At 74.6% G+C, this 24,768-nt stretch carries 26 protein-coding genes; 9 read left to right on the top strand and 17 right to left on the bottom strand.

Annotated elements, in window-relative coordinates; genetic code table 11:
* Nucleotide 1: 1 nt before the first annotated feature.
* Nucleotides 2-697, bottom strand: a complete 696-nt coding sequence (locus PH189_RS12675; RefSeq protein WP_274189151.1) for a succinate dehydrogenase cytochrome b subunit — start codon at nucleotides 695-697, stop codon at nucleotides 2-4.
* 76 nt (nucleotides 698-773) lie between these two features.
* On the opposite strand from PH189_RS12675, the gene PH189_RS12670 reads away from it, so the two are divergent.
* A complete protein-coding gene (locus PH189_RS12670) occupies nucleotides 774-1,718 on the top strand; it encodes a LysR family transcriptional regulator (protein WP_274189150.1) in 945 nt (314 codons plus the stop codon).
* On the opposite strand, the gene PH189_RS12665 is transcribed toward PH189_RS12670, so the two are convergent.
* Entirely contained in the window at nucleotides 1,688-2,935 is a 1,248-nt protein-coding gene (locus tag PH189_RS12665; RefSeq protein ID WP_274189321.1) for a winged helix-turn-helix domain-containing protein, read from the bottom strand. The two genes, PH189_RS12670 and PH189_RS12665, sit on opposite strands and share 31 nt — an antisense overlap.
* Before the next feature lie 99 nt (nucleotides 2,936-3,034).
* Between PH189_RS12665 and PH189_RS12660 the strand changes: the two genes are divergently transcribed.
* The 3 genes from PH189_RS12660 (at nucleotide 3,035) to PH189_RS12650 (ending at nucleotide 5,981) form a co-directional block, all read left to right on the top strand.
* Nucleotides 3,035-3,301, top strand: a complete 267-nt coding sequence (locus tag PH189_RS12660) for a hypothetical protein (protein WP_274189149.1) — start codon at nucleotides 3,035-3,037, stop codon at nucleotides 3,299-3,301.
* Between the two features lie 77 nt (nucleotides 3,302-3,378).
* Complete coding sequence (locus PH189_RS12655; RefSeq protein ID WP_274189148.1) at nucleotides 3,379-4,668, top strand: acetyl-CoA hydrolase/transferase family protein; 1,290 nt, start codon at nucleotides 3,379-3,381, stop codon at nucleotides 4,666-4,668.
* Complete coding sequence (locus PH189_RS12650) at nucleotides 4,665-5,981, top strand: WS/DGAT domain-containing protein (RefSeq protein WP_274189147.1); 1,317 nt, start codon at nucleotides 4,665-4,667, stop codon at nucleotides 5,979-5,981. Before PH189_RS12655 ends, PH189_RS12650 begins: the two co-directional genes overlap by 4 nt.
* On the opposite strand, the gene PH189_RS12645 is transcribed toward PH189_RS12650, so the two are convergent.
* Nucleotides 5,942-6,700 carry a hypothetical protein gene (locus PH189_RS12645; RefSeq protein WP_274189146.1) on the bottom strand — a complete coding sequence of 253 codons (759 nt, stop codon included), beginning with the start codon at nucleotides 6,698-6,700 and terminating at the stop codon, nucleotides 5,942-5,944. The two genes, PH189_RS12650 and PH189_RS12645, sit on opposite strands and share 40 nt — an antisense overlap.
* Nucleotides 6,697-7,188 (bottom strand): beta-class carbonic anhydrase, encoded by a 492-nt coding sequence (locus PH189_RS12640; protein ID WP_274189145.1) that lies wholly within the window; start codon nucleotides 7,186-7,188, stop codon nucleotides 6,697-6,699. The genes PH189_RS12645 and PH189_RS12640 overlap by 4 nt, the downstream gene beginning before the upstream one ends.
* Nucleotides 7,189-7,323: 135 nt before the next feature.
* Between PH189_RS12640 and PH189_RS12635 the strand changes: the two genes are divergently transcribed.
* Complete coding sequence (locus PH189_RS12635) at nucleotides 7,324-7,917, top strand: GNAT family N-acetyltransferase (RefSeq protein ID WP_274189144.1); 594 nt, start codon at nucleotides 7,324-7,326, stop codon at nucleotides 7,915-7,917.
* Nucleotides 7,918-7,973: 56 nt separating this feature from the next.
* Here the strand turns inward: PH189_RS12635 and dapB are convergent, their stop codons facing one another.
* The 7 genes from dapB to truB all read right to left on the bottom strand — a co-directional run bounded on the left by dapB (nucleotide 7,974) and on the right by truB (nucleotide 15,716).
* Nucleotides 7,974-8,708, bottom strand: a complete 735-nt coding sequence (dapB, locus tag PH189_RS12630; RefSeq protein WP_274189143.1) for a 4-hydroxy-tetrahydrodipicolinate reductase — start codon at nucleotides 8,706-8,708, stop codon at nucleotides 7,974-7,976.
* On the bottom strand, nucleotides 8,705-9,988 hold the full coding sequence (locus PH189_RS12625) for a M16 family metallopeptidase (RefSeq protein WP_274189142.1): 1,284 nt from the start codon (nucleotides 9,986-9,988) through the stop codon (nucleotides 8,705-8,707). Before PH189_RS12625 ends, dapB begins: the two co-directional genes overlap by 4 nt.
* Nucleotides 9,989-10,056: 68 nt before the next feature.
* Nucleotides 10,057-12,399 (bottom strand): polyribonucleotide nucleotidyltransferase, encoded by a 2,343-nt coding sequence (locus PH189_RS12620; protein ID WP_274189141.1) that lies wholly within the window; start codon nucleotides 12,397-12,399, stop codon nucleotides 10,057-10,059.
* Nucleotides 12,400-12,675: 276 nt separating this feature from the next.
* Complete coding sequence (rpsO, locus tag PH189_RS12615; RefSeq protein WP_274189140.1) at nucleotides 12,676-12,945, bottom strand: 30S ribosomal protein S15; 270 nt, start codon at nucleotides 12,943-12,945, stop codon at nucleotides 12,676-12,678.
* A 219-nt stretch (nucleotides 12,946-13,164) separates the two neighbouring features.
* Nucleotides 13,165-13,608, bottom strand: coding sequence for a helix-turn-helix domain-containing protein (locus PH189_RS12610; RefSeq protein ID WP_274189139.1), 444 nt, complete (start codon nucleotides 13,606-13,608; stop codon nucleotides 13,165-13,167).
* An 81-nt stretch (nucleotides 13,609-13,689) separates the two neighbouring features.
* Complete coding sequence (locus PH189_RS12605) at nucleotides 13,690-14,637, bottom strand: bifunctional riboflavin kinase/FAD synthetase (RefSeq protein ID WP_274189138.1); 948 nt, start codon at nucleotides 14,635-14,637, stop codon at nucleotides 13,690-13,692.
* A gap of 125 nt (nucleotides 14,638-14,762) precedes the next feature.
* The gene (truB, locus tag PH189_RS12600; protein WP_274189137.1) at nucleotides 14,763-15,716 is read right to left on the bottom strand and encodes a tRNA pseudouridine(55) synthase TruB; all 954 of its coding nucleotides are present in this window, start codon (nucleotides 15,714-15,716) and stop codon (nucleotides 14,763-14,765) included.
* A 71-nt stretch (nucleotides 15,717-15,787) separates the two neighbouring features.
* Between truB and PH189_RS12595 the strand changes: the two genes are divergently transcribed.
* Nucleotides 15,788-17,065, top strand: a complete 1,278-nt coding sequence (locus PH189_RS12595) for a geranylgeranyl reductase family protein (protein ID WP_274189136.1) — start codon at nucleotides 15,788-15,790, stop codon at nucleotides 17,063-17,065.
* A 16-nt stretch (nucleotides 17,066-17,081) separates the two neighbouring features.
* Here PH189_RS12595 and PH189_RS12590 read toward each other — a convergent pair whose 3' ends face one another.
* Complete coding sequence (locus tag PH189_RS12590) at nucleotides 17,082-17,354, bottom strand: hypothetical protein (RefSeq protein WP_274189135.1); 273 nt, start codon at nucleotides 17,352-17,354, stop codon at nucleotides 17,082-17,084.
* Nucleotides 17,355-17,959: 605 nt separating this feature from the next.
* On the opposite strand from PH189_RS12590, the gene PH189_RS12585 reads away from it, so the two are divergent.
* A complete protein-coding gene (locus tag PH189_RS12585; protein WP_274189320.1) occupies nucleotides 17,960-18,355 on the top strand; it encodes a YciI family protein in 396 nt (131 codons plus the stop codon).
* Nucleotides 18,356-18,368: 13 nt separating this feature from the next.
* A complete protein-coding gene (locus PH189_RS12580) occupies nucleotides 18,369-19,526 on the top strand; it encodes an RNA polymerase sigma factor (protein ID WP_274189134.1) in 1,158 nt (385 codons plus the stop codon).
* A gap of 101 nt (nucleotides 19,527-19,627) precedes the next feature.
* Here the strand turns inward: PH189_RS12580 and PH189_RS12575 are convergent, their stop codons facing one another.
* Nucleotides 19,628-20,191: a TetR/AcrR family transcriptional regulator gene (locus PH189_RS12575; protein WP_378015047.1), complete on the bottom strand. Its 564-nt coding sequence runs from the start codon at nucleotides 20,189-20,191 to the stop codon at nucleotides 19,628-19,630.
* Between the two features lie 89 nt (nucleotides 20,192-20,280).
* Between PH189_RS12575 and PH189_RS12570 the strand changes: the two genes are divergently transcribed.
* Nucleotides 20,281-21,477 carry an MFS transporter gene (locus tag PH189_RS12570; protein ID WP_274189132.1) on the top strand — a complete coding sequence of 399 codons (1,197 nt, stop codon included), beginning with the start codon at nucleotides 20,281-20,283 and terminating at the stop codon, nucleotides 21,475-21,477.
* 24 nt (nucleotides 21,478-21,501) lie between these two features.
* On the opposite strand, the gene PH189_RS12565 is transcribed toward PH189_RS12570, so the two are convergent.
* Genes PH189_RS12565 through PH189_RS12550 form a run of 4 tightly spaced genes read right to left on the bottom strand, consistent with a single transcriptional unit; the run spans nucleotide 21,502 to nucleotide 24,726 of the window.
* Nucleotides 21,502-22,824, bottom strand: coding sequence for an MATE family efflux transporter (locus PH189_RS12565; protein ID WP_274189131.1), 1,323 nt, complete (start codon nucleotides 22,822-22,824; stop codon nucleotides 21,502-21,504).
* Nucleotides 22,821-23,837: a DHH family phosphoesterase gene (locus PH189_RS12560; RefSeq protein ID WP_274189130.1), complete on the bottom strand. Its 1,017-nt coding sequence runs from the start codon at nucleotides 23,835-23,837 to the stop codon at nucleotides 22,821-22,823. The genes PH189_RS12565 and PH189_RS12560 overlap by 4 nt, the downstream gene beginning before the upstream one ends.
* Before the next feature lie 44 nt (nucleotides 23,838-23,881).
* Complete coding sequence (rbfA, locus tag PH189_RS12555) at nucleotides 23,882-24,373, bottom strand: 30S ribosome-binding factor RbfA (protein ID WP_274189129.1); 492 nt, start codon at nucleotides 24,371-24,373, stop codon at nucleotides 23,882-23,884.
* A 56-nt stretch (nucleotides 24,374-24,429) separates the two neighbouring features.
* A complete protein-coding gene (locus PH189_RS12550; protein WP_274189128.1) occupies nucleotides 24,430-24,726 on the bottom strand; it encodes a DUF503 domain-containing protein in 297 nt (98 codons plus the stop codon).
* Nucleotides 24,727-24,768 lie beyond the last annotated feature (42 nt).

Raw genomic sequence — 24,768 nt, 5'->3', positions numbered from 1 at the left:
GTCACCTCACCAGACCGGTCATCACGGAGAGCGGGACGATCGCGAAACCGATCGTGATCGCCGCCGCCACGACGTAGGAGAAGGTCTTGAGCGCGTGCTGCTTCAGCGCACTGTTGGCGCCGAAGGTCTGGATGGCGGACCAGAGCCCGTGGGCGATGTGGAACCCGAGGGCCACCACCGCGACGATGTAGAAGAGCGCGACGTACCAGCGGTCGAAGCTCGCGACGAGCTTCAGGTAGGCGCTCTCGTCGCCACCGAGGGGATTCACCGTCCCCGTGGTCAGGTCGAGGATGTGCCAGATCACGAACAGCGCGATGATCACCCCGCCCCAGCGCATCGTGCGGGCCGCGTAGCTGCCCTGCCAGCTCTGCCGGTGCTGGTACCCGATCGGCCGGGCCTTCTTCGCCCGCGCCCACAGCGAGAACGCCGCCCACATGTGCAGGACGACGGCCGTCACCAGGACGAGGCGGATGAGCCAGAGGACGCCCTCGTAACCGAAGATCGCCTCGCCGATCTCGCGCAGGTGCTGCGAGTAGGCGTCGAAGGTCTCGATGCCGAAGAAGATCTTCAAATTCCCGATCATGTGGGCGATCACGTAGAGCAGGAAGATGCCGCCGGTCACCGCCATGACCGACTTCTTCCCGACCGAGGTGCCCCACGTCCTCGACACGATGTTGCGCTGCGGTGAGATGACCACGCGCTGACGGTAAGTCGCGGTGTCGCGGAGAGCCAATGCATGGACGAGTGACTTGGCATAGCTTGGAGCTATGGCGATGACCATCAAACAGCTCAGCTACTTCCTCGCTGTGGTGGACACCGGCCGATTCACGCAGGCAGCGGCCTTGTGTCGCGTCGCGCAGCCCACGCTGAGCAAACAGATCCGGAGTCTCGAGGAGGACCTGGGCGAGACCCTCGTCACGCGGGGTCACGACAACGTCACACCCACGGCGGCGGGCGAGGCCCTCCTGCCCCTCGCCCGGCGGATCGTCGCGGACTCCGAGACGGCCCGGATGGAGATCGCGGAGCTCGCCGGGCTGCGCAAGGGGCGGCTGCGCCTCGGCGCCACCCCGAGCCTGTGCGTCAGCGTGGTCGCCGACGTCCTCGAGGTCTTCCACGGCCGCTACCCCGGCATCGCCCTGCAGGTCTCGGAGGGCGGGTCGCAGGACCTGGTGTCCGACCTGCAGCGCGGCCAGCTCGACGTCGCCCTGGTGATCGACCGCGGTGTCACCGTCGCCGACCTCGCGCTCACGCCCGTCCTGCGCGAGGAGCTCGTCGTCGTGTCGGCGCCGGGGTGGCCCGACCTCGGCGACCACATCGGCGTCGCCGAGCTGGCCGCGCACCCGCTGGTGGTCAACCGCCCCGGCTACGAGCTGCGCGAGGTGACGCTCGCGGCGTGCGCGGCCGCCGGCGTGACGCCCCGGATCGCGGTGGAGGGCGGCGAGATGGATGCCGTGCTGCGCATGGTGGAGCGCGGCCTCGGCGTCGCGATCGTGCCGAGCCTCGTGCTGGCCGGGCACCCGACGCTGCGCGCGACGCGCCTCGACGGCGGCGCCTGGAGCCACCGGACGATCTCGCTGGCGCACCGCACCGACGTCGCGCCGACCCGCGCCGCCCAGGCGTTCCGCGAGGACCTGCTGGCCGTGCTCGCGCGCACCTCGCGCACCGGGCACCTGCCCCCGGGCGTGCGCTACGTCCACCCGCCGGCGCTGACCGCCTGAGCGAGCGCCGGCGCGAGGTCGCCACCCCCGTCGACGGCGACGCCGTCGAGCCCGAGCCACCCGGCCATCGTCGCCAGCTCGGCGGCGAGCTCCGCCGCGACCCGCGCCCCGTCCCGACCCTCGACCCCGTCCTCGGCGAACGCGCCCGGTACGTGCAGGACACCGCCGACGCGGTCGGCCTTGAGGTCCACCCGCGCGACGAGGCGCCCGTCGAGCAGGAACGGGAAGACGTAGTAGCCGTGCGTGCGCTGCTCGGCCGGGGTGTAGATGCCGATGCGGTAGTGGAAGTCGAAAATGCGCAGCGTGCGGGCCCGGAACCAGATGAGCGGATCGAACGGCGCGAGCAGGGCCCGTCCGGTGACGCGTCGCGGCAGCCGGGCGTCGGGCGGGCGATAGGCCGGCGCAGGCCAGCCCTCGACGTCCACCCGCACCAGCTCGCCGGCGTCGACCAGCTCCGCGACCGCCGCCTGGCTCTCGGCGGGCGGCAGGCGGTGGTGGTCGCGCAGATCGGGCTCGGTGGCGACGCCCAGCGTCGTGGCGGCGCGGCGGATCAGGGCGCGCATCGACTCGTCGCGCTCCGGCCGGAGGGCGTGGACCTCCGGCGGGAGCACCCGCTCGGAGAGCTCGTAGGCCCGGCGGAAGCCGCGGCGCGTGCCCGTGGTGAGCACCCCGGTGGCGAAGAGGTGCTCGCAGGCCACCTTGACGTCCGAGCGCTGCCACCAGCCGCCGTGGGCGCGGGCCACGCGGTCGCCGGCGTCGCCGAGCACCCGTGCGACCTCGCTCGCCTCGAGCGGGCCGTGGGCCTCGATCACCTCGTGGACGGCGTCGAGGATGTCGGGCCGGTGGTCGAGCGCGTTGCCGAGCCAGCGGCTCTGCCGCTTCTCGTTGTCGCGCATCCGCCACCGGAACAGCGGCCAGTCCTCCACCGGCAGCAGGCTCGCCTCGTGGACCCAGTACTCGACCATCGTGCGGCGCCGTCGCTGCGCGGCCGTCTGCGGCCAGGCGAGCGCGTCGAGCGCGTCGCGGTCGTACGGGCCGAGCCGGGCGAACAGCGGCGCGTAGTGCGCGCGCACGGCGACGTTGACCGAGTCGAGCTGCAGCAGGCCGAGGTGGCGCGCCGTCGCCGCGAGGGTGGCGCGGCTCGGACGTCCCCTGCGGGTGGCGCCGCCGAAGCCCTGGGCGGCGACGGCCGCGCGCCGCGCCTGGGCGGCCGACATCTGCTCCACGTTCCCGATCCTGCACCAGCCCCCCGACAACCCCGGAATCAACCGGCCCGCACCGGCGTTGACCAGGGAAAAGAGTTCTGAGGAGGATCCATGGTCGGGGACCGTGTGGAGATCGTCGTCGACGCCGGTGGCACGACGAGGACGTGGGACGTGGAGGCGACGCGGGCCGGACGGCGCGTGGAGATCGCGCACGGCCGCGGGGTCGTGGAGGTCAGCGAGGTGACCCGCGGCGGGACGCCGGTGCGGACCGCCCGCTTCATGTCCTCGCGGGTGCTCGCCCTCGTCGAGCACCCGGCGCGGCAGGTCCGGCTGGTCGACGACGAGCCGCCCCCGTTACCGCTGCCGCGCCCGGCCTGACGCACCCGGCGTGACCGGCCGGTGCCGGACGGCGATCGTGCTGGTCAGGGCCGCCCCGGGGGCCCAGGATCTCCCCCGTGGCCTCCGTGACCGAGATGATCGCCGCCGCTCGGCGCCCCGCCGACGCCGTCCTCGAGCACGTCGGACCGGGGTCGCAGATCGTCGTCAACGGGTACAACGGCGAACCGGCGACGGTGCTCGACGCCCTCGAGGCGGCGGGCGACCGGCTGACCGACGTCCGCCTGCACCAGATGCTCGCGCCGCGCCCACGGCCCTCGATCGACGGCACGATCCCGGGACTGCGCCACGTCTCGTGGTTCCTGTCCCCCGCGACGCGCGAGGCGTTCCACGCCGGCCACTGCGATCTGGTGCCCAACAACTTCAGCGACGTGCCGCGCCTGTTGCGCCGCTCGGTGCGCCCGGACCTGGTCGTCGCGTCGGTGTCGCCGCCCGACCGGCACGGCTACTTCTCCCTGGGCACCGTCGCCACCTACGCCGCGGCCTTCATCGGTGAGCTCCCGTTCTTCGTCGAGGTCAACGCGCAGATGCCGCGCACCTACGGCGGCAACCAGCTCCACATCAGCGACATCGTCGGCTGGTGCGAGGCCGACCGACCGCTGGTCCTGGCCCCGCCTCCCGAACCCACCCCGCGCGACCGCACGATCGCCGCGCTCGTCGCCGACCGCATCCCCGACGGCGCCACCCTGCAGGCCGGGATCGGCGCGGTCCCGGACATGGTGCTCGCCGCCCTCGGCGACCACCGCGAGCTGGGTGTGCACAGCGAGGTGTTCGGCACCGGCTTCGTCGACCTCGTCGACCGGGGTGTCGTCACCGGCACCCGGAAGGCCACGCACCGAGGCAAGATCATCACGACGGCGGCGATGGGCGACGGGACCCTCCACGACTTCGTCGCCGACAACCCCGGGGTCGAGTTCCACCCCGTGGACTACACCAACGACCCGTGGGTGATCGCCCGCGAACCGCTGTTCCGTGCGGTGAACGCGGCGCTCGAGGTCGACTTCCTCGGGCAGTGCGCCTCGGAGTCGCTGGGCAGCCACTACTTCTCGTCGTCCGGTGGCCAGCCCGACTTCGCGCGCGGCGCGATCATGTCCGAGCACGGCGCGGCGTTCATCGTCCTGCACTCGGCCACCCACGACGACACGGTGTCGCGGATCGTCCCGCAGCTGCAGCCGGGCGCCGCGGTCACCACGTTCAAGAACATCGTCGACAACGTCGTCACCGAGTACGGGGTCGCCGAGCTGCGCGGCGCCACGATCGCCGAGCGCACCCGGCGCCTCATCGCGATCGCCCACCCGGACTTCCGCGACGAGCTGACCGCGCAGGCCCGCACGCTGGGGTACGTGTGAGCGCCCCGACGGAGCCGGAGTACGTGCCGCTGAGCGACGAGGACCGCGCCATCCTCGACCTCGAGTGCGCCACCGTCGTCGGGCACGTCCTGCACGGCGCGATGCTCGACGGCGCCCCGGTGGACGCCGCCGCGCTGCGCGCGCGGATCGCGGCCCGCCTGCCCGCTGCGCCCGAGCTGCGCTACCGCCTCGACGAGCGCGCCGGCGCGCCCGTGTGGGTGCCCGACGGCCGGCTCGACCTCGAGCACCACGTCGTCGACGCCCCCGACGGCCCGTACGACGACGAGGCCCTGCGCGCGCTGGTGGCCGACCGCTTCGCCCAGCACCTCGACCGGGCCCGACCGCTGTGGACGATCGACGTGGCGCCGCGGGCGGGCGGCGGTACCGCCCTGCTCTGGCGCGTCCACCACGCCCTCGCCGACGGCGCGACGATGACGCGCCTGTCGCACACCGTGCTCTACGACGAGGGTCCCGTCGACGACACCGGCCGCCCGGTCACCGGGACGGCGGTGTCCCCGCCCGCCACCGTGCGCGCCGACCACGAACGCCGTCGTGCCCACCTCGTGGGGGTCCTGCGGCGGGAGTTCACGATCGGGCCGGCACGGTCGCCGTTCGACGGTGCGATCTCGGCACGGCGCGACGTCGCGTTCCTCGACACCGACCTGGCGGCCCTGCACGCGTCCGCCCGCTCGGCCGGGGCGACGGTCAACGACGCCTTCCTCGCCGTGCTGGCGGGAGGGCTGCGACGCTGGGTCGACCACCACGCGGGCAGGGTCACCGACCTGCGTGTCCGCGTGCCGGTGAGCCTGCCCCGCGAGGACCCGTCCGCCGGCAACCGCGACTCGGCCTTCGACCTGCCGCTGCCGGTGCACGTCACCGACCCCCTCGAGCGCCTGCACGCGGTGCACGAGCTGACGACCCGCCGCAAGGACGCCGCCGACGCCGCGCTGCTCGACGACCTCCTGCACCGCCTGGCCGAGGTCTCCCCGCCGCTGCGCCACGTCGTCGACCGGCTGCGCGCGACCGCCCGTGCGTTCACGGTCAGCGTCTCCGACGTGCCCGGGCCCCGCACGCCCGTGGCGGTCCTGGGTCGTCGCGTCCACGCGACCTGGCCGCTGGCCGAGATCGGCTTCCACCACGCGCTGCGGGTCACCGCGGCGTCGATGGTCGACGTCCTGTCCTTCGGGGTGTGCGTCGACCCGGGCCTCGTCCCGGACGTCGACGTGCTCGCCGACGGCCTGCGCGCGGAGGCCGACCTGCTGGTGACGGCCTGTCAGACCAGGCCGGAGAGCCGCGCAGCGACCTCGCGGTAGCGGCTGACGGCGACGAGGTGGATGCCGTCGACGCCCGCGTCGCGCAGGGCCAGGGCGTGCTCGCAGGCGGCGTCGACGCCGGCCGTGTCGTCCTCCTCGAGCGCGCCGACGAGCCCGTCGGGGAGCTCGAGGTCCATCCCCTCGGCCACCCCCCGGGCCATGTCCGGCCCCGTGGGCACGAGCACGCCGGCCCGGACGGGCACGGTGAGGTCGCCGTGGCGCTCGCGCCACTCGGCAACCGCCGGGAGCGAGAACGTGGGCGTGAGCCACACGACGTCGGCGTCGCGCTTCCAGCCGGGCAGGTCGCGACCCGGGGCGGCGACGACGCCGACCGTCAGCGGGGCGTCGTGCTCCTCGGCCAGCGCCCGGGCCTCGCGCAACATCGTCCCGACCGTCAGTGGGCCGTCCTCGGCATCGGACTCCGGCGTGTCCCCCCGCAGCAGCAGCACCTCGTGCACCCCGAGCGCGAGCAGCCCGAGCAGGTCGCGGCGCAGGCCGAGGGTGTTGCGGTCGCGGGCGTTGAGCACGGCGACGGTCTCGTGATCGTGGCGCCGCACCTCGGCCGCGACCACCAGCCCCGCCACCGCGGCCCGCGCCGTCGCGTTGTCGGGGACGAGGAAGCGCGCCGCGACCGGCGCGAGCGCCTCGAGCTGGCGACCGACCGGCGCGAGGTCCGGGCGGTGGGGGACGTCGAGCTCGGCCGTCACGTCCAGCGTCATGACACCTCGGTCAGCGACCCGGTGTCGACGTCGTAGACGAACCCGCGGACGGCGTCGGTGTGCACGAGGAACGGGCAGTCGCGCACGGCGGCGAGGGAGTCGCGGACGTCCTGCTCGGTGTCCGGGAACGTGCCGGGGACCCAGGTGGGCCTCTGGCCGGTGTCGGCCTCGAGCTCGGCGACGAAGTCGTCGTCGGTGAACGTCGCCATCCCGCACTTCGTGTGGTGGATCAGCACGACCTCGCGGGTGGCGAGTTTGCGCTGGCTGACCGCGAGGGAGCGCAGCACGTCGTCGGTGACCACGCCGCCGGCGTTGCGGATGACGTGGGCCTCGCCGTTGCCGAGACCGAGTACCCGGTAGACGTCCAGCCGGGCGTCCATGCAGGCCACGACGGCGACGCCGCGCGAGGGGGGGCCGGGCAGACCGGGCGTCGAGAACCCCTCCGCGAAGGACTCGTTGGCGGTCAGCAGCTCGTCCGTCGTGCTCATGTGTCCTCCTGGGTGTCGCGGCGAGGCCACGCTGCCCGTCCGTCCTGTCCGGTTGCCGCCCGCATCCTGGCGGTCCCGCGCCGACGGTGCACCGCGTGGTGATCGGGACGACAGCGGGTCTCTAGGGTCGTGGGCATGGCGCTCGCCTCCGTCCGCCCCGCCACCGCCGCCGACGCGGACGCGGTGGCGCAGGTCCAGCGCACGGTGTGGACCTCGGCGTACGCCGAGCTGCTCCCGCCGGGGGCGGTGGACGGGTTCGACACCGACGCCGTCGCCCGGGCCTGGGCGGACCCGATCGCCGCGGGGGCGGTGCGGATCGCCGTCGAGAGCGACGCGGTGGTCGGCTTCTGCGCGGCGGGCCCGGCGTCGACCGAGGACCTCGCGGACGCCGCCGGTGCGGTGCCCGACGACGCGTCCTCGGTGGGCCTGGTCGCCGCGCTGCTCGTCGAACCGCGCTGGGGTCGCCGCGGGCACGGCGGGCGCCTGCTCGTCGAGACCGCCTCCGCCCTGCGCGCCGGGGGTGCGACGCGGGCGATCGCGTGGGTGCCCGAGCGGGACGTCGCCTCGCGCCGCTTCTACGAGCGCGCGGGCTGGGACCCCGACGGCACGGTGCGCACCCTCGACGCCGGCGGGCGCCCGCTGCGTGAGATCCGCGTCGGCGGCACCCTGGACCTGGAGTTCCGGCCCGAGCCGTCGCTCGACGACCTGGACCTGCCCCTGCTGCCCTGAAGTGAGCTGGGGGGCTTTTCTGACGTTGGACGTCAGCGTGGCCCCCAGGCTCGCACTCAGTCCAGGTCGAGGAGGGCGTCGAGGCCGACGGTGAGGCCGGGGTGGTCGGCGACGCCGCGGACGGCGAGCAGGACGCCCGGCATGAACGAGCTGCGGTGCAGGGAGTCGTGGCGGATCGTGAGGGTCTCGCCCTCCGAACCCAGCAGGACCTCCTGGTGCGCGACGAGCCCCGCCATCCGCACCGCGTGCACGGGGATGCCGTCCACCGTCGCGCCGCGGGCGCCGTCGGGGTCGTGCGTGGTGGCGTCCGGACCCGGTCCGACGCCGGCCTCCGCCCGGGCGGCAGCGATCATCTGCGCGGTCCGGGTGGCGGTGCCCGAGGGGGCGTCGGCCTTGCGCGGGTGGTGCAGCTCGACGACCTCGACGGAGTCGTAGAACCGGGCCGCCTGGGCGGCGAAGCGCATCATGAGCACCGCGCCGATGCCGAAGTTCGGGACGACGAGCACGCCCTGGCCGGGCTTCAGGCGGCCGCGGACGTCGTCGAGGAGCTCCTCCCCGACGCCGCTCGTGCCGACCACGACGTGCAGGCCGGCGTCGACGCACCAGCGCAGGTTGTCGGCCACCGCCGAGGGATGCGTGAAGTCGACGACGACGTCGGCGGCCTCCAGCGCCTCGCGCGCATCGCCCACGTCCACGCGGGCGACGAGCTCGAGGTCGTCGGCCCCGTCGACGGCGGCACAGGCCTCGGAGCCCATGCGTCCGGCGGCACCCAGCACCCCGACCTTGATCACGGCGACACCATCTCCCGCACCTCGTCCGGCAGCTCGTCGGCGTCACCGTAGGGGCCGACGACCGCGGCCGCGCGGGGCCCCGTGAGCAGCTCGGACGCGAGCGAGGCGACGTCGTCGGCGCCGACCCCGTCGATCCGGTCGAGGGTCGAGGCGAGGTCGGTGGCGCGGTCGAGACCGCCGTGGTCGAGCTCGCGGCGCCCGAGGCGGGTCATGCGGGACGAGGTCTCCTCGAGCCCGAGCACCAGCTCGCCGCGCAGCTGCCCGCGCGCCCGCGTCAGCTCCGCGTCGGTGATGCCGTGCGCCGCGAGGTCGCCCATCTCGTCGCGGACGACCGACGCCGCGGCACCGAGGCGCTCGGGCGCGCAGCCCACGTAGACCGCGAGGGTGCCGGCGTCGGTGTAGCCCGTCGTCGACGAGTACACGGAGTACGCGAGACCCCGCTGCTCGCGGACCTGCTGGAACAGCCGCGAGCTCATGCCGCCGCCGAGCACGGTGGACAGCACCTGCAGCGCCGGCCAACGGGGATCCGCCCGGCGCAGCGAGGGCACGCCGAGCATGAGGTGGGCCTGCTCGGTGTCCTCGTCGCGCACGGCGAGCCGCTCGTACGAGGTCGTCGGCGTCTCGCCGGCGGTCCGGTGCCACGGCTGCGCCGGGCCGTCGAGACGCGACCCGTAGGCCGCCTCGACCGCGGCGAGCACCTCGGCGTGCGCGACGTTGCCGGCCACCGCGAGCACGGAGCGCGCCGGGACGTAGTGGCGCGCGTGGAAGTCCGCGAGACGGTCGCGGGTCATGCCCGTGACCGTCTCCTCGGTGCCGATCACCGGCAGGCCGAGCGGGTGCGCGCCGAAGAGCAGCGCGTCGAAGTCGTCGGCCAGAAGGTCCTCGGGGTCCTCGTCGCGGCCAGCGATCTCGGAGAGCACGACGTCCCGTTCGAGCTCGACGTCGGGCGCGGCCATCACGGCGTCGAGCACCACGTCGCCGAGCACGTCGACCGCGAGCGGCATGTCGCGGTCGAGGACGTGCGCGTAGAAGCAGGTGCTCTCCTTGCCGGTGAACGCGTTGAGGTCGCCGCCGACGGCGTCGATCTCCTCCGCGATCGCCCGCGCCGAGCGGCGCCGCGTCCCCTTGAACAGCAGGTGCTCGAGGAAGTGCGCGGCGCCGTGCGCGCCGGTGCCGACGGCGGGCTCGTCGCGCGAGCCCACGTCGACCCAGAGCCCGACCGAGGCCGAACGGGCCCCGGCGACGTGCTCGGTGACCACCCGCAGGCCCCCGGGCAGCACGGTGCGTGCGACTCCGGGGGCCGGGTGTTCGGTCGCACCGGTTCCCGCGTGGGAGGTACCGAGAGCCGTCACTCCGGCGACGAACCCCCGATGGCGCCGGTGACGGCACCGGAGGTCGCGGCGGCCGGGGCCGACCCGGCCTCGGCCGGGGCCTCGGAGCCCGTGGCGTCGGACCCGCCGTCGCCGTTGGTGGCGGCGGCCGCGTCCTCCTCCTGGACCGGGATCAGGCTGATCTTGCCGCGGTTGTCGATGTCGGTGATCTCGACGCGCAGCTTGTCGCCGACGTTGACGACGTCCTCGACCTTGCCGATCCGCTTGCCGCCGCCGAGCTTCGAGATGTGCACCAGGCCGTCGCGGCCGGGCAGCAGCGAGACGAACGCGCCGAACGCGGCGGTCTTGACCACCGTGCCGAGGAAGCGCTCGCCGATCTTCGGCAGCTGCGGGTTGGCGATGGCGTTGATCCGGTCGATCGCGGCCTGGGCGCTGGGCCCGTCCGCCGCACCGACGTAGATCGTGCCGTCGTCCTCGATGGAGATGTCGGCGCCGGTCTCCTCGGTGATCGAGTTGATCATCTTGCCCTTCGGGCCGATGACCTCGCCGATCTTGTCGACGGGCACCTTCACCGTGGTGATGCGCGGGGCGAACTCGCTCATCTCGTCGGGCGCGTCGATGGCCTCGGCCATGACGTCGAGGATCGCGAGGCGGGCGCCGCGGGCCTGCGTCAGCGCCTTGCCCAGCACCTCGGAGGGGATGCCGTCGAGCTTGGTGTCGAGCTGGAGCGCGGTCACGAAGTCCTTCGTGCCGGCGACCTTGAAGTCCATGTCACCGAACGCGTCCTCGGCACCGAGGATGTCGGTCAGCGCGACGAACTTCTGCTCGCCGTCGACCTCGCCCGAGACGAGGCCCATGGCGATGCCGGCGACCGGGGCCTTCAGCGGCACACCGGCGTTGAGCAGCGACATCGTCGAGGCGCAGACCGAGCCCATCGAGGTGGACCCGTTGGAGCCCAGGGCCTCGGAGACCTGCCGGATCGCGTAGGGGAACTCCTCGCGGGTGGGCAGCACCGGCACGAGCGCCCGCTCGGCGAGCGCGCCGTGACCGATCTCGCGGCGCTTGGGCGAGCCCACGCGGCCGGTCTCGCCGGTGGAGAACGGCGGGAAGTTGTAGTGGTGCATGTACCGCTTGGTGGTCTCCGGGCCGAGCGAGTCGATGTTCTGCTCGAGCCGGAGCATGTTCAGCGTGGTGACGCCCAGGATCTGGGTCTCACCGCGCTCGAACAGCGCCGAGCCGTGGGCCCGCGGGATCACCTCGACCTCGGCGGCCAGCGGGCGGATGTCCGTGGTGCCGCGGCCGTCGATGCGGAAGCCGTCGGTGAGGATCCGCTTGCGGACCGTCGACTTGTTCAGCGAGCGGAACGCCTCGCCGATCTCCTTCTCGCGGCCCTCGAACTTGGGCCCGAGCTCGGTGACCAGGCGGTCCTTGAGGGCGTCCTGGGCGTCGTCACGCTCGTGCTTGCCGGCGATGGACATCGTCTTGTCGAGCTCGTCGCCGACCGCCGACGTGACCGCGGAGAGGACGTCGTCCTGGTACGCCGGGAAGGTCGGGTAGTCCTTCGTCGTCGTCCCGGTGACCCGGTAGAGCTCCTTCTGGGCCTCGCACAGGGTGCGGATGAACGGCTTCGCCGCCTCCATGCCCTGGGCGACGATCTCCTCGGTGGGCGCCGGGGCGCCCTCGCCGATGAGGCCGATGGCGTGGTCGGTGGCCTCGGCCTCGACCATCGCGATGGCGACGTCGCCGCCGTCGGCCGTGATCGAGCCGGCGATGACCATGTCGAACACGGCGCTCTTGAGCTGCTCCCAGGTCGGGAACGCGACCCACTGGCCGTTGATCAGGGCCACCCGGGTGGCGCCGATCGGGCCGTCGAACGGCAGGCCCGAGATCTGGGTCGACGCCGACGCGGCGTTGATCGCCAGGACGTCGTAGGGGTCCTTCGGGTCCAGGCTCTGGACCGTGATGACGACCTGGACCTCGTTGCGCAGGTTGCCGACGAAGGTCGGGCGCAACGGACGGTCGATGAGCCGGCAGGTGAGGATCGCGTCCGTGGACGGGCGGCCCTCGCGGCGGAAGAACGAGCCGGGGATCCGGCCCGCGGCGTACATGCGCTCCTCGACGTCGACCGTCAGCGGGAAGAAGTCGAAGTTGTCCTTCGGCCGCTTCGAGGCGGTCGTCGCGGAGAGCAGCATCGTGTCGTCGTCGAGGTAGGCGACGACGGCGCCGGCCGCCTGGCGGGCCAGGCGGCCCGTCTCGAAGCGGACGGTGCGGGTGCCGTAGGCACCGTTGTCCAGCACCGCGGTGGTCTCGTGGACTCCGTCGGTGGATGTTGCGGTCGTGGATGTTGCGGGCTGGGTCATGAGGGTTCCTCCTCGTGGCCCCACCACGTCCCGCCCCCGGCTCTCTCCGCGACGCGGTCGGCGAGCGAGCGGTCATCGATCGAAGCCCCCGGGCTCCGCCCCAGTACTGAGGACTGAGGACGATTCCGGGGGCCACTACCGAGGACCGGCCGACGCGCGGGCGTCCCGGATGCGCGGGCGGTGGTGGTCGGGCCGAGATGTGGTGCGCACGCCTGCGCGCCGACCGGCATCGTGGCCGGTCGGCGCGGAGCGGGCGCGGGATTCAGGGCAGCCTCGTCAGCGACGCAGCCCCAGCCGCTCGATCAGCGAGCGGTAGCGGGCGACGTCGACGGAGGCGACGTACTTGAGCAGGCGCCGGCGGCGGCCGACCAGCAGCAGCAGCCCGCGACGCGAGTGGTGGTCGTGCTTGTGCATCTTGAGGTGCTCGGTGAGCCGCACGATGCGCTGCGTCAGCAGCGCGACCTGCGCTTCGGGCGACCCGGTGTCGGTCTCGTGCACGCCGTACTCGGCGAGCGTCGACTTCTTCTGCTCGGTGGTCAGTGCCACGGGGGCGGTGCTCCTTCTGTGCCATCGGTGCCGTGACGATCGGCGGCATCCGCCACGACGAGCTCGTCGGGGGATGTCGCACGCTCTCGGGGGACGGGCACGCCCGGTCCACCCGCCGCCCGGCCACCACGGACCGCAGCCAGGCGAATCGTCATCGAGTGTACCGACGACCCCGACACCGGCTGCTGCGGGCCCGCCGCGCCCACGTCGCGGCCCGGCTCACCCGCCGGCGGCGGCCCGGCGGAGCAGCCCGGCCAGCGACGGGAAGCCGGGATCGAGCGTCGCTGCGGCGGCGGCGAGCTCCTCGGGTCCGGCGACGGTGCGCAGCAGGTCGTAGTCGTTGCGGAGCTCCGCCTCCCGGACCTCGGAGAGCAGTCGGGCGACCGCCTCCGGGCCGCTCCCCGCGTCGCCGGCGGCGACCCGCTGCTCGAGCAGGAGGAGCCGGCCCAGGACCGCGGGCGACCCGATCTTGACCCGCCGGCCGCTCATGAGCTGGGAGAGCATCGGGGAGCTCACCCCGAGCGCCGCGGCCAGCACCGCCTGGGAGACGTCGAGCGCGCCCAGGAGACGACGCAGGCGGTCGCCCAGCGGCTCGCCGTAGAAGCGGCGCTGCAGCTCCCGGTTGCGCCGCACGGCGTCCGTCCCGCCCACCTGCCCGCCCAACCCGCCACCCTCCGGCTCTCCCCTGCGCGGCGATGGTGACAGCCGGGCCGCGGCGGTGGGTGCCGTTCGGGGAAACCGGGCTCAGACGCCCAGGACCTCGCGGGTGCGCACGACGTCGCGGTCCATCGTGGCGATGAGCTCGTCGATCGAGTCGAAGCGGTCCATCCCCCGGATGCGCTCGACGAAGTCGACCGCGACGCGGGCCCCGTAGAGGTCCTCGTCGGTGTCGAGCACGAACGCCTCGACGGTGCGCTCACGGCCCGAGAACGTCGGGTTGGTGCCCACCGACGTCGCCGCCGCGCGCCTGCGCCCGCGATGGTGGAACCAGCACGCGTACACCCCGTCCGCGGGGATCGCGGCGTGCTCGCCGCAGTCGACGTTCGCGGTCGGGTAGCCCAGCTCGCGGCCCCGCTGGTCGCCGCGTACGACGACGCCCTCGAGGCGGTGCGGCCGGCCGAGCGCCTCGGCGGCGGCCCGGACGTCGCCGGCGCTGATGCAGGCGCGCACGTAGGTCGACGAGAACGTCACCGGCGACCCGGTCAGCGCGACCGAGGGGTCGGCGACGAGGTCGACGCCCTCGGCGGCGAAGCCGAAGCGCTGGCCCAGGCGCTCGAGCTCGGTGACGTCCCCCGCGGCGCGGTAGCCGTAGGTGAAGTTGCGTCCGACGACCACCATCGCCGCGTGCAGCCGGTCGACGAGCAGCTCGTGCACGAACTCGTCCGGCGCCACGCGGGCGAGGTCCGGCGTGAACGGCAGCACCCAGAAGGCGTCGATCCCGAGCTCGGCGACCAGCTCGGCGCGCCGGGCCAGCGACGTCAGCCGGGCCGGGTGGGTGCCGGGGCGCAGCACCGAGGCGGGGTGCGGGTCGAACGTGATCAGCACGGTCGGCAGGCCCAGCTCGCGTCCGTGGGCCACCGCGCGGGCGATGAGCTGCTGGTGGCCGCGGTGCACGCCGTCGAAGACGCCGATCGTCACCACGCATCGACCCCAGCCCGACGGCACACCGTCGAGTCCCCGCCAGCGTTGCACGGCGGCGAGCCTACGGGCGGGGCCCGCACGGGCGCCGTGTCGGGCGCGCGTCGGTGATCAGTCCCGGCGATCACGTCCCGGCGATCACGTCCCGGCGATCACGGCCCGGCGGTCACTCCCGGAGCTCACGTCCCGGCCGGCGCGAGCACCAGGACGGGGCGGGCGGCGCCGCGGTCGTCGGCGACGAGCCCGACGACGTGCCCGTCGGGGCCGAAGACCCCCACCGTCCCGGGCCTGCCCGCGGCCGCGAGCGGGCGGCCGTGCGCCAGGCTCGCGGCCTCCTCGGTGTCCGCGTCGCGGCGCGGGAAGGCCGTGGCGACGGCGGCGTCGAGGTCCAGCGACAGGGCCGCGCGGCCCTGCTGCTCCTCCTCGCCGGCCAGGGTCTCCAGGGTGCGGGCGTGGGCGAGCGTGAACGGGCCGACCCGCGTGCGCCGCAGCGCTGTGAGGTGCCCACCGACGCCGAGCCCGGCGCCCAGGTCGCGGGCCAGGGCGCGGACGTAGGTGCCCGACGAGCAGTCGACGAGGACGTCGAGGTCGCGGAACGGGCCCTCGGTGCGCGCCGCGAGCACGTCGAAGCGTCCGACCGTCACCGGCCGGGCGTCGAGGCGGACCTCCTCGCCGGCGCGGGCGCGCTCGTAGGCCCGACGACCGTCGACCTTGATCGCCGACACGCTGCTCGGCACCTGCTGGATCTCACCCGTCAGGGCCGCCACGCCCTCGGCCACCGCGTCGTCGCCGATCCCGGTGGCGTCGACCGGATGGCCGATCGGCTCACCCTCGGCGTCGTCGGTGTCGGTCGCCAGGCCGAGCCGGATCGTGGCGAGGTAGGTCTTGGTGTCGAGCGCCAGGTGCCCGAGGAGCTTGGTGGCCCTCTCGACGCCCAGCACCAGGACGCCGGTGGCCATGGGGTCGAGCGTGCCCGCGTGCCCGACCTTGCGCGTGCCCACCAGCCGCCGCGCCCGTCCCACGACGTCGTGGGACGTCCAGCCCGCCGGCTTGTCCACCACGAGCAGCCCCGGCGGCGGGGGCTCCCGTCGCTCACGGCGTTCTCGGGGCGCTCCCCCACCACGTCCGGACACGGCGGGCCATCATGCCCGTCGTCACGGGCGCCGATCAGGCCGCCCGGGAGTTCAGCAGGCATCCTGGAGCCGTGAGCACCCCGACGCGTACCGACGTCCTCGTCGTGGGCGCCGGTCCCGCCGGCTCGGCCGCCGCGGCCTGGGCGGCCGACGCCGGCCACGACGTCGTCCTCGCCGACGCCGCGGTCTTCCCGCGCGACAAGGCGTGCGGCGACGGCCTGACCCCGCGGGCCATCGCCGAGCTGGAGCACCTGGGCCTGGGCGACTGGGTGCGCGGGCGGGGCCAGAACCGCGGCCTGCGCGCCGCCGGGTTCGGGCAGCTGCTGACCCTGCCGTGGCCGGGCGGCTCGCTGCCGGCGCACGGCGGCGCGGTGGCGCGCACCGAGCTCGACGCCCGCATCCGGTCCGTGGCCCTGGAGCGGGGCGCGCAGCCGGTGGAGGGCGCCCGCGCGGTGGACGTCGAGCGCGACGGCGACCGGGTGTCCGGCGTGGTGTTCGACACCGCCGAGGGCCCGCGGACCATCGCGTGCCGCCGCCTCGTGGTGGCCGACGGCGCGCGGTCGACCCTCGGGCGGGTGCTCGGGCGGGTGTGGCACCGCGACACGGCCTACGGGGTCGCCGCCCGCGCCTACGTCCGCTCGGGCCGTCACGACGACGAGTGGATCTCGTCGCACCTGGAGCTGCGCGGCACCGACGACGAGGTGCTCTCCGGCTACGGCTGGGTGTTCCCGCTGCACGACGGGCACGTGAACATCGGCGTCGGGACCCTCGCCACCGAGGCCCGCCCCGCCAACGTGCGGCTGCGCTCGCTGATCGCGCACTACGCCGCCCAGCGCCGCGAGGACTGGCAGCTCGAGGGCGAGGTGCGCGACGTCGCGTCGGCCCTGCTGCCGATGGGTGGCGCCGTGTCCGGCGTCGCCGGCCCCAATTGGGCGCTGGTGGGCGACGCCGCCGGCCTGGTGAACCCGCTCAACGGGGAGGGCATCGACTACGGCCTGGAGAGCGGGCGGACCATCGCGGGCCTGCTCGGCGACGAGGGTGACGGCGGGGACCTCTCCCTCGCCTGGCCGGCGACGCTGCGCCGCCAGTACGGCTCGGCGTTCTCCATCGCCCGCCGCCTCGCCGGGCTGCTGACCGTGCCCCGCCTGCTCCCGCTCGCAGGCCCGGTGGGCATGCGCTCGCGGATGCTGATGACCGTGGCCCTGCGGGTCATGGGCAACCTCGTCACCGAGGAGGACGCCGACCTCGTCGCCCGCGCCTGGCGCGGCGCGGGCCGGGCGTCCCTGCGTGCCGACGAGCTGCCGCCCTTCCCCGCCGCCGACCTGCGCACCCCGCTCGCGGCGAGCTGAACCCCACGATCCGTCGTCAGGCACGGCCGGCCCCCGACCGCGGGACCACGACGATCGGCTCGCGCGGGCGCGGGACGTCGCCGGGCCCGTGGTGCCAGACCGGCGTGATCGCGAGCCACGGCGGCGAGCCGGGCGGACCCGCGTAGGGCACACCGAGCCAGCCCGCCGTCGTCCCGCCGACGGGGTCCCCTGCCCAGACCAGCACGAGGTGGCGCAGGCCCTCGGGGTCGTCCACGGCGCCCGGGACGAGGCCGGGCCACCACGTCTGGCCGTCTGGTGCTCGACGCACGGCTCGTACCGCCGCGCGTTGTCCTCCGCGGCGAGCCTGCGGACGTCGCTGGCGACGTCCCACCGGATGCCCGACCAGTCGTGCTCGTCGTCCTCCTCGGGGTGCAGCCGGCGGTCGGCGACCTTCATCAGCAGCACCCGGCGCACGCCGATCCGCAGGACGAGGGCCTGCTGCACCGAGGTGGCCACCACCCCGCGCGCGGCCCACCGCTCGTGGTCGACCCGCAGCAGCAGCGTGCGGATGTTCTCCGACGCCGTGATCCCGAGCGAGGTGGCGGTGTCGCCCGCGACGACGGGGTCGAACCGGTCGACGTTGCGCTCCCACACGTCGGCCACGGTGGTCTCGACGAGCTCCGCCAGCCCGGTGTCGCGGATCGCCGCGAGCACGTCGTCCAGCCACCCGCTCACCTGCGCGTCCCACCTCATGGGGACATGCCATCACCGACCCCTGACAGTGCTCCGGTGAAGGCGCCGGTGAAGTCTCCCGAGAATCTCCCGGGATCGTTCGGCGATCCTGTGTCGAGAACCGGGCGGTGGCTCCGTCCCAGGGGTACGAGCGGCCGAGGAGGGTCGCCACGACGAAGGAGAGCGACCGTGAAGTACCTGATGCTGAAGCACTACCGCGGCGGTCCGGCCCCGGCCGTGGACTCCCCGCCCATGGACCAGTGGACGCCGGAGGAGGTCGACGCCCACATGACGTACATGAGCGACTTCGCGAAGCGCCTGGTGGAGACCGGCGAGTTCGTCGACAGCCAGGCCCTCTCGGCCGAGGGCGCCTTCGTCCGCCACGACGGCGAGGGGCGCCCGCCGGTCACCGACGGCCCGTTCGCGGAGACCAAGGACCTCATCGCCGGCTGGATGATCATCGACGTGGAGTCCTGGGACCGCGCGCTCGAGCTCGCCGGCGAGCTGTCCGCCGCGCCCGGGGCCGGAGGCGAGCCGATCCACGAGTGGCTCGAGGTCCGGCCGTTCCTCACCGGCGTGCCGGGGAACACCGAATGATCGCGGACGGGCTGTGATCACCGACGGGCTCCGGGAGCTCGTCCCCGCGGTGATCGGCGTCCTCGTCCGGCGCGGAGCAGACTTCGCGTCGGCCGAGGACGCCGTCCAGGAGGCCCTGATCCGGGCGCTCGAGACCTGGCCCGACGACCCGCCGCGCGACCCGAAGGCGTGGCTCGTCGCCGCGTCGTGGCGCAAGTTCCTCGACGCGGTCCGGTCGGACTCGTCGCGCCAGGGACGGGAGCTCGCGGTCGACCTCGAGCCGCCCGCGGGCCCGGTGGCCGGCGCCGACGACACGCTGCGCCTGTACTTCCTGTGCGCGCACCCGACGCTGCCGCCGGCGTCGGCCGTCGCGCTGACGCTGCGCGCGGTCGGGGGCCTGACGACGCGGCAGATCGCGACCGCCTACCTGGTCCCCGAGGCGACGATGGCGCAGCGGATCAGCCGGGCGAAGAAGCGGATCGAGGGTCTGGCGCTCGACCGGCCCGGCGACCTCGGCACCGTGCTCCGGGTGCTCTACCTCGTGTTCAACGAGGGCTACGGCGCCGACGGCACCGAGCACACCGACCTGGCGGGTGAGGCGATCCGGATCGCCCGCCAGCTCGCCGCGCTCACCGACGACCCCGAGGTCGCGGGGCTGCTCGCGCTCATGCTGCTGCACCACGCGCGCCGCGCCACGCGCACCGGACCTGGCGGACGCCTGATCCCCCTCGCCGAGCAGGACCGGTCGCGCTGGGACACCGGCATGATCGCCGAGGGGGTGGCGATCCTGCAGGCGGCGCTGGCCCGCGACCGCCTCGGTGACTACCAGGCCCAGGCGGCGATCGCGGCGCTGCACGCGGACGCCCCGAGCACCGCGGAGACGGACTGGGTGCAGATCGTGGAGTGGTACGACGAGCTGCTGGCGCTCACCGACAGCCCCGTGGTGCGGCTCAACCGTGCGGTGGCGGTCGGCGAGGCCGACGGCGCCCGGGCCGGCCTCGCGGCGCTGGCCGACGTCGATCCCGGCCTGCCCCGCCGTGCCGCCGTGGCCGCGCACCTCCACGAGCGGGCCGGCGATCTCGCGCGCGCCGCCGAGCTCTACGCCGAGGCCTCCCGGACCGCCACGAGCGTGCCCGAGCGCGACCACCTCACCCGCGAGACGGCACGGGTGAGGCAGCTGCTGCGGCCGTGACCTGCGGCGATCGGGTGCCGCGCCCGCCGAGTGGTGTCCGGAGCTCGAGAACCTGATCGCTTCCACGACCTGACTCGGCCGGCCCTCGACGGTGCCGTCGATCACGAAGCCGCGGCCTCGAGCCGGGCGACCGTGACGGCCCGCGCGGCGACGGTGCGGTCACGACCGCCGAGACGGAGGTGCGCGGTGGCGCCCTCGAGGACGAGGAACAGCTCCTCGGTGACGATCGGGTCGGCGTCCGGGACGGCGTCGGCCACGAGCTCGGCGAGGCGCGCGAGGACGGCGTCCTTGTGCTCCCGCACCACGGTCATCCCGGGATGGTCGGCAGGCAGCTCGGCGGCGGCGTTGAGGAACGCGCAGCCGCGGCTGACGTCGAGGTCCGGGTGGTCGAGGTAGGCGTCGAAGAGGACCAGCGGTCCCGGCTCGGACGCCTGCGCGAGGCGCTGCTCGAGGTGTGACCACCACCGGTCGTGGCGGCGCCGCAGGTAGCTGACGATCAGGTTCGCCTTGGAGCCGAAGCAGTCGTAGAGGGTCTTCTTGGTGACGCCCGCGGTGTCGGCGATCAGGGCGACGCCGACGGTGTTGATGCCGTCGCGATAGAAGAGCTCGCTCGCCACGTCCAGTACCCGGGTGCCCGCCGGGGTCAGCGCCTTCTCGTTCCTCACCACCCCGACTATACCGACCGGTGGGTTGACATTCCACTCCGCCGGGCACACGGTAGCTATACCGGTCGGGTTACTAAAGGGGTGCGGACATGACGTGCGTGGAAGCGACGACGAGGCCGGCATCGGCACACGCGGGCGAGCGGGCCGGGACGGTGCCGCTGGCGCTGAGCGGCCTGCTGTTGATCGCGGTGTGCTACGGCCTGGCGCGGTTCGCCTACGGACTGTTCGTGCCGGTGTTCCGGACGGAGTTCGCGCTCGACGCCGCGACCGTCGGCGCCATCGCCTCGAGCAGCTACGTGGGCTACTGCGTCGCGATCGTCGCCTCGACCGCCGCAGCCGCGCGGTGGGGCGCGCGGGCAGTGGCGGTCGCCGCGGGTCTGTGCGCCGCCACCGGCACCGGGCTCATCGCGCTCGCCGCGAACACCACCGTGCTCACGATCGGCGTCGTGGTCGCCGGGTCGAGCACCGGTCTGGCGTCGCCGCCGCTGGCCCAGGCCATCGCCCACCGGGTCCCGGCCGGGCGTGCGGACCGGGTGCAGACGGTGGTCAACGCCGGCACCGGCCTCGGGGTCCTCGTCTCGGGGCCGGTCGCGCTGCTGCTGGCCGACACCTGGCGATGGGCGTGGGCGGCGTTCGGCCTCGCCGCCCTCGGTGTCACCGTCGCGGTCGCGGTCACGGTGCCGCGGGCGATCGCCTCACGGCCCGTCGGCGGTGGGACCTTGCCCGCACGTCCGCGGGCGTGGCGACGGCGCCTCGGCACCGCCCGGCTGCTCGCGGCCGCCGTGGTCCTCGGTGCCGGCAGCTCGGCGGTGTGGACCTTCGGCCGCGACGTCGTCAGCAGCGCCGGCGCGAGCGAGCTCGTCTCCACCGGCTCCTGGATCGTGCTCGGAGCCGCCGGCCTGCTCGGCGCTCTCGCCGGCGACGCCGTCGCCCGCCTCGGGCTCGCGCGGGCCTGGAGCGCGGCGATGCTGCTGGTCGCGGCGGCCACCCTCGCGCTCGGCCTGGCCGCCTCGACGACCGTGGCGGTCTTTGCCGGCGCAGCGGTCTTCGGCGGGGTCTACATCGCCCTGAGCGGCATGCTGCTGCTGTGGGGCACGCGCGTGTTCCCGGACCGCCCGGTGCTCGGGGTGGGCGCCGGCTTCCTGCTCCTCGCCCTGGGTCAGGCCCTCGGCGCCCCGCTGCTCGGCCTGCTGGCCGACCACCTCAGCCTCGCGGGCGCGTTCCTCGCCGCGACGGCCCTCCTCGTCCTGGGCGCGGCGGTGCGTCCCCGGCCCGAGCAGCGATGAGCCCCAGCACCGATGAACCGGGTGTCACGTCCCCGTCACCGCCCAGGCCTCGCCGCGGACCCGCAGCCCGACGGCCACGGCACGGGCGACGATGAACAGCGACAGGCCGGCCCAGATGCCGGCGAGCCCCCAGCCGAGCACCAGCGAGAGCCAGATCGTCGGCAGGAACGCGCCGAGCGCGGAGCCGACGGTGATCCGGCGCAGGAAGGCCGCGTCGCCGGCCCCGAGCAGCACCCCGTCGAGCGCGAAGACGTACGCGGCGATCGGCTGCAGCGCGACGAAGAACCACCAGGCCTGCGGCACGACGTCCCGCACCGCCGGGTCGGGGGTGAACACGCCCGGCAGCACCCCCGCCGTCGCCGCGAACACCAGACCGGCGACGACGCCCAGCACGAGGCCGTAACGGGTGACCCGCCCGCTCACGCGCCGCGCGACCCCCACCGACGCCGCCCCCAGCGCCGCCCCCACCAGCGACTGCGCCGCGATGGCCAGCGCGTCGAGCACGGTGACCATGAACGTCCAGAGCTGCAGCACGATCTGGTGGGCCGCCACCGACGGTGCCCCGAAACGCGCCGCCACGGCCGTCGCCGACAGGAAGCAGGCCTGGAACGCCGCGCTGCGCAGCAGAAGGTCGCGGCCGAGCCCGAACTGCGCCCGCATGTCGGCGACGTGCGGGCGCAGCGCGACGCGTTCGAGGACCAGCGCGCCGACGAACAACAGGCCCACCGTCGCCTGCGCCCCGACGTTCGCCCACGCCGAGCCCTCGAGCCCCAGAGCCGGGAAGGGGCCGATCCCGTACACCAGCAGCGGGCACAGCACCGCCGAGAGCCCGTTGCCGGCGAGCACCACGACGATGGGGCGGCGCGTGTACTGCACCCCGCGCATCCACCCGTGGCCGGCGAGCGCGACGAGGATGCCCGGCGCGCCCCACACCGCGATCCGCAGCCAGCCGGTGGCCGCGTCGCTCACCGCTCCCCCGCCGCCGAGCAGGTCGGCCACCCAGGGGGCCGCGAGCCAGACGACCGCCACCACCAGCAGCCCGACGAGCACCGCGATCCAGGTCGCCGCCACCCCCTCGGCGACGGCGGCGGCCCGGTTCCCGGCGCCGTGGTGGCGCGCGGCCCGGGCGGTGGTGCCGTAGGCGAGGAACGTGCCCAGGCTCGCCACCTGCGCCAGCACGACCCCGCCCACGGCGAGTCCCGCCAGCGGGACCGCGCCCAGGTGGCCGACGACGGCGGTGTCGACGAGCAGGTAGAGGGGCTCGGCGACCAGGACCACCAGCGCCGACGACGCCAGTGCGAGGACCCGCCGCGCCCCCGGGTCGGTGTCGGGAGGAGCTGTGGTCATCCCAGCAGGGGGGCGTCGGCGAGCGCGCGCCGGACGCGGTCGAGGATCGCGGGGGCGTCCCCGTCGAGGGTGAAGCCGGAGGCCACGCGGTGCCCGCCGCCCCCCAGCGCGGAGGCCGCGGCGGCGACGTCGATGCCGCCCTTGGAGCGCATGTTGGCCGTCCACCGCCGCTCGCCGACCTGCTTGAGCACGACGGCGACCTCGGCCTCGGCGGTGGTGCGCAGGACGTCGATGACGCTCTCGACCTCCTCCTGCCGGCCGAGGTCGACGTGCTCGCGCTCGACCAGGGCGTGCACGAGACCGAGCCCGCGCGCCTCACCGGCCTCGAGGCGGGCGGTGGCCAGGACCGCCGAGAGCATCGCGAGCCAGGAGAACGGGTGGGTGTCGAGCAGGGGACGTGTCACGGCCTCGGCGTCGACGCCCGCGACGAGCAGGCGGGCGGCCATCGCGTGGGTGTCCGGCGAGGCGGCCCGGAAGTTGCGGGTATCGGTGACCAGGCCCGCGTAGAGGCAGCGGGCGGTCGGCAGGTCGACGGGCGCCTCCATGGCGTCGAGCAGGTGCAGCACCATGACGGCGGTCGCCTCGGCCCGCGGGTCGACGTAGTAGTGGGTGCCGAAGCCCGAGTTGGACACGTGGTGGTCGATCACCAGGGTCGAGCCCGCGGTGGCGGCGCGATCGGCGAGCGGGCCGAGACGGTCGACGCTGCCGGTGTCGAGGACGACGAGCAGCTCGGGGGCCGCCACGACCTCGTCGGCGGTGACCACGAGCCCGTCCACGTCGAGGTCGCGCAACGACTCGGCGGGCCGTTCGGGCGCGCCGAACGACACCTGGACCTCGGTCCCGCGCCGGTGCAGCGCGAGCCCGAGGGCCAGCGCGCTGCCGAGCGCGTCGGCGTCCGGGTTGACGTGGGCGAGCAGCACCACCTGGCGGGCGGCGGTGAGCACGCCCACCGCCTCCTCGAGACGAACGGGCCGGCTCGCGCCGCCCTCGCGCGCGTCGTCGACCGCCACCATGGCCGGTGGATACCCCTTCGCGTCCCTGCCCGTCGCGTGCCCGGTCAGCCCGTCGGGCGGGACGGCTCCTCGTCGCCGACCGGGACGTCGTCGAGGTCGTCCTCGTCGTCGCCGTCCTCGCGGGGCTTGCGGTACGGGTCGGCCTCGCCGGCGTAGGAGGCGCCGACGGCGAGCGTCGCGACCTCGGCGTCGGCCTGGCGGACGCCCTCGAGCACCTCGTCGAGGCGGGCGGCGCCCTCGGGGATCACGTCGGGGACGAACTCCAGGGTCGGCGTGAACCGCACGCCGGTCTGGCGCCCGACGGCGCTGCGCACGACGCCCTTGGCGCTGGCCAGGGCGGCGGCCGACCCGGTGCGCTCCTGCTCACCGCCGTAGACGGTGTAGTACACCGTGGCGTCGCGGAGGTCCGGGGTGATGCGGGTGTCGGTGATCGTCACCATCGCCAGGCGCGGGTCCTTGACCTCGTGCTCCAGCGTGGAGGCGACGATCTGGGAGATCCGCTTGGCGAGCCTGCGGGCCCGTGGCGCGTCGGCCATGGCGTCCTCCAGGGGTGTCGTCGGGGGGTCACCGGGGCGGAGCCCCCGTGGGTGGGTCAGTCGTCGTGCGGGCCCAGCCAGCGGGTCCGCGCGGAGAGCACCTGGAACTCGGGGTGGGCGGCCACCAGGCGCTCGCAGTGGTCGAGCACGTCGGTGACGTGCCCGGGGTCGGCAGCCACCGCCGCGACCCCGATGAGGGCACGGCGGTGCAGGTCGAGATGGCCGGCCTCGGCGACCGAGACGGCATACCGCCGCTTGAGCTCCGCCACCACGGGCCGGACCACCGAGCGCTTCTGCTTGATCGAGCCGACCTCCCCGAGGAGCAGGTCGAGCTCGAGCGCACCCACGTACACCTTTGGCCTCCGGCCTTGTGAGTGGTTGTCCGTGCCGGGGCA

This window comes from Actinomycetospora chibensis (assembly GCF_028737215.1).
In the GTDB taxonomy this organism is placed as follows: Bacteria; Actinomycetota; Actinomycetes; order Mycobacteriales; family Pseudonocardiaceae; genus Actinomycetospora; species Actinomycetospora chibensis.
Note: the sequence above shows the minus strand (reverse complement) of the source record. Positions and strands in the feature narration are given on the sequence as shown.

Excerpts from the sequence above, each read along its gene's own strand:
- PH189_RS12570 (WP_274189132.1), top strand. The coding sequence starts at position 20,281 with ATGACGTGCGTGGAAGCGACGACGAGGCCGGCATCGGCACACGCGGGC.
- PH189_RS12670 (WP_274189150.1), top strand. The coding sequence starts at position 774 with ATGACCATCAAACAGCTCAGCTACTTCCTCGCTGTGGTGGACACCGGC.
- PH189_RS12665 (WP_274189321.1), bottom strand. The coding sequence starts at position 2,935 with ATGTCGGCCGCCCAGGCGCGGCGCGCGGCCGTCGCCGCCCAGGGCTTC.
- PH189_RS12635 (WP_274189144.1), top strand. The coding sequence starts at position 7,324 with ATGGCGCTCGCCTCCGTCCGCCCCGCCACCGCCGCCGACGCGGACGCG.
- PH189_RS12645 (WP_274189146.1), bottom strand. The coding sequence starts at position 6,700 with ATGACGCTGGACGTGACGGCCGAGCTCGACGTCCCCCACCGCCCGGAC.
- PH189_RS12585 (WP_274189320.1), top strand. The coding sequence starts at position 17,960 with ATGCTGAAGCACTACCGCGGCGGTCCGGCCCCGGCCGTGGACTCCCCG.
- PH189_RS12660 (WP_274189149.1), top strand. The coding sequence starts at position 3,035 with ATGGTCGGGGACCGTGTGGAGATCGTCGTCGACGCCGGTGGCACGACG.
- PH189_RS12560 (WP_274189130.1), bottom strand. The coding sequence starts at position 23,837 with ATGGTGGCGGTCGACGACGCGCGCGAGGGCGGCGCGAGCCGGCCCGTT.
- rbfA (WP_274189129.1), bottom strand. The coding sequence starts at position 24,373 with ATGGCCGACGCGCCACGGGCCCGCAGGCTCGCCAAGCGGATCTCCCAG.
- PH189_RS12565 (WP_274189131.1), bottom strand. The coding sequence starts at position 22,824 with ATGACCACAGCTCCTCCCGACACCGACCCGGGGGCGCGGCGGGTCCTC.
- PH189_RS12640 (WP_274189145.1), bottom strand. The coding sequence starts at position 7,188 with ATGAGCACGACGGACGAGCTGCTGACCGCCAACGAGTCCTTCGCGGAG.
- PH189_RS12620 (WP_274189141.1), bottom strand. The coding sequence starts at position 12,399 with ATGACCCAGCCCGCAACATCCACGACCGCAACATCCACCGACGGAGTC.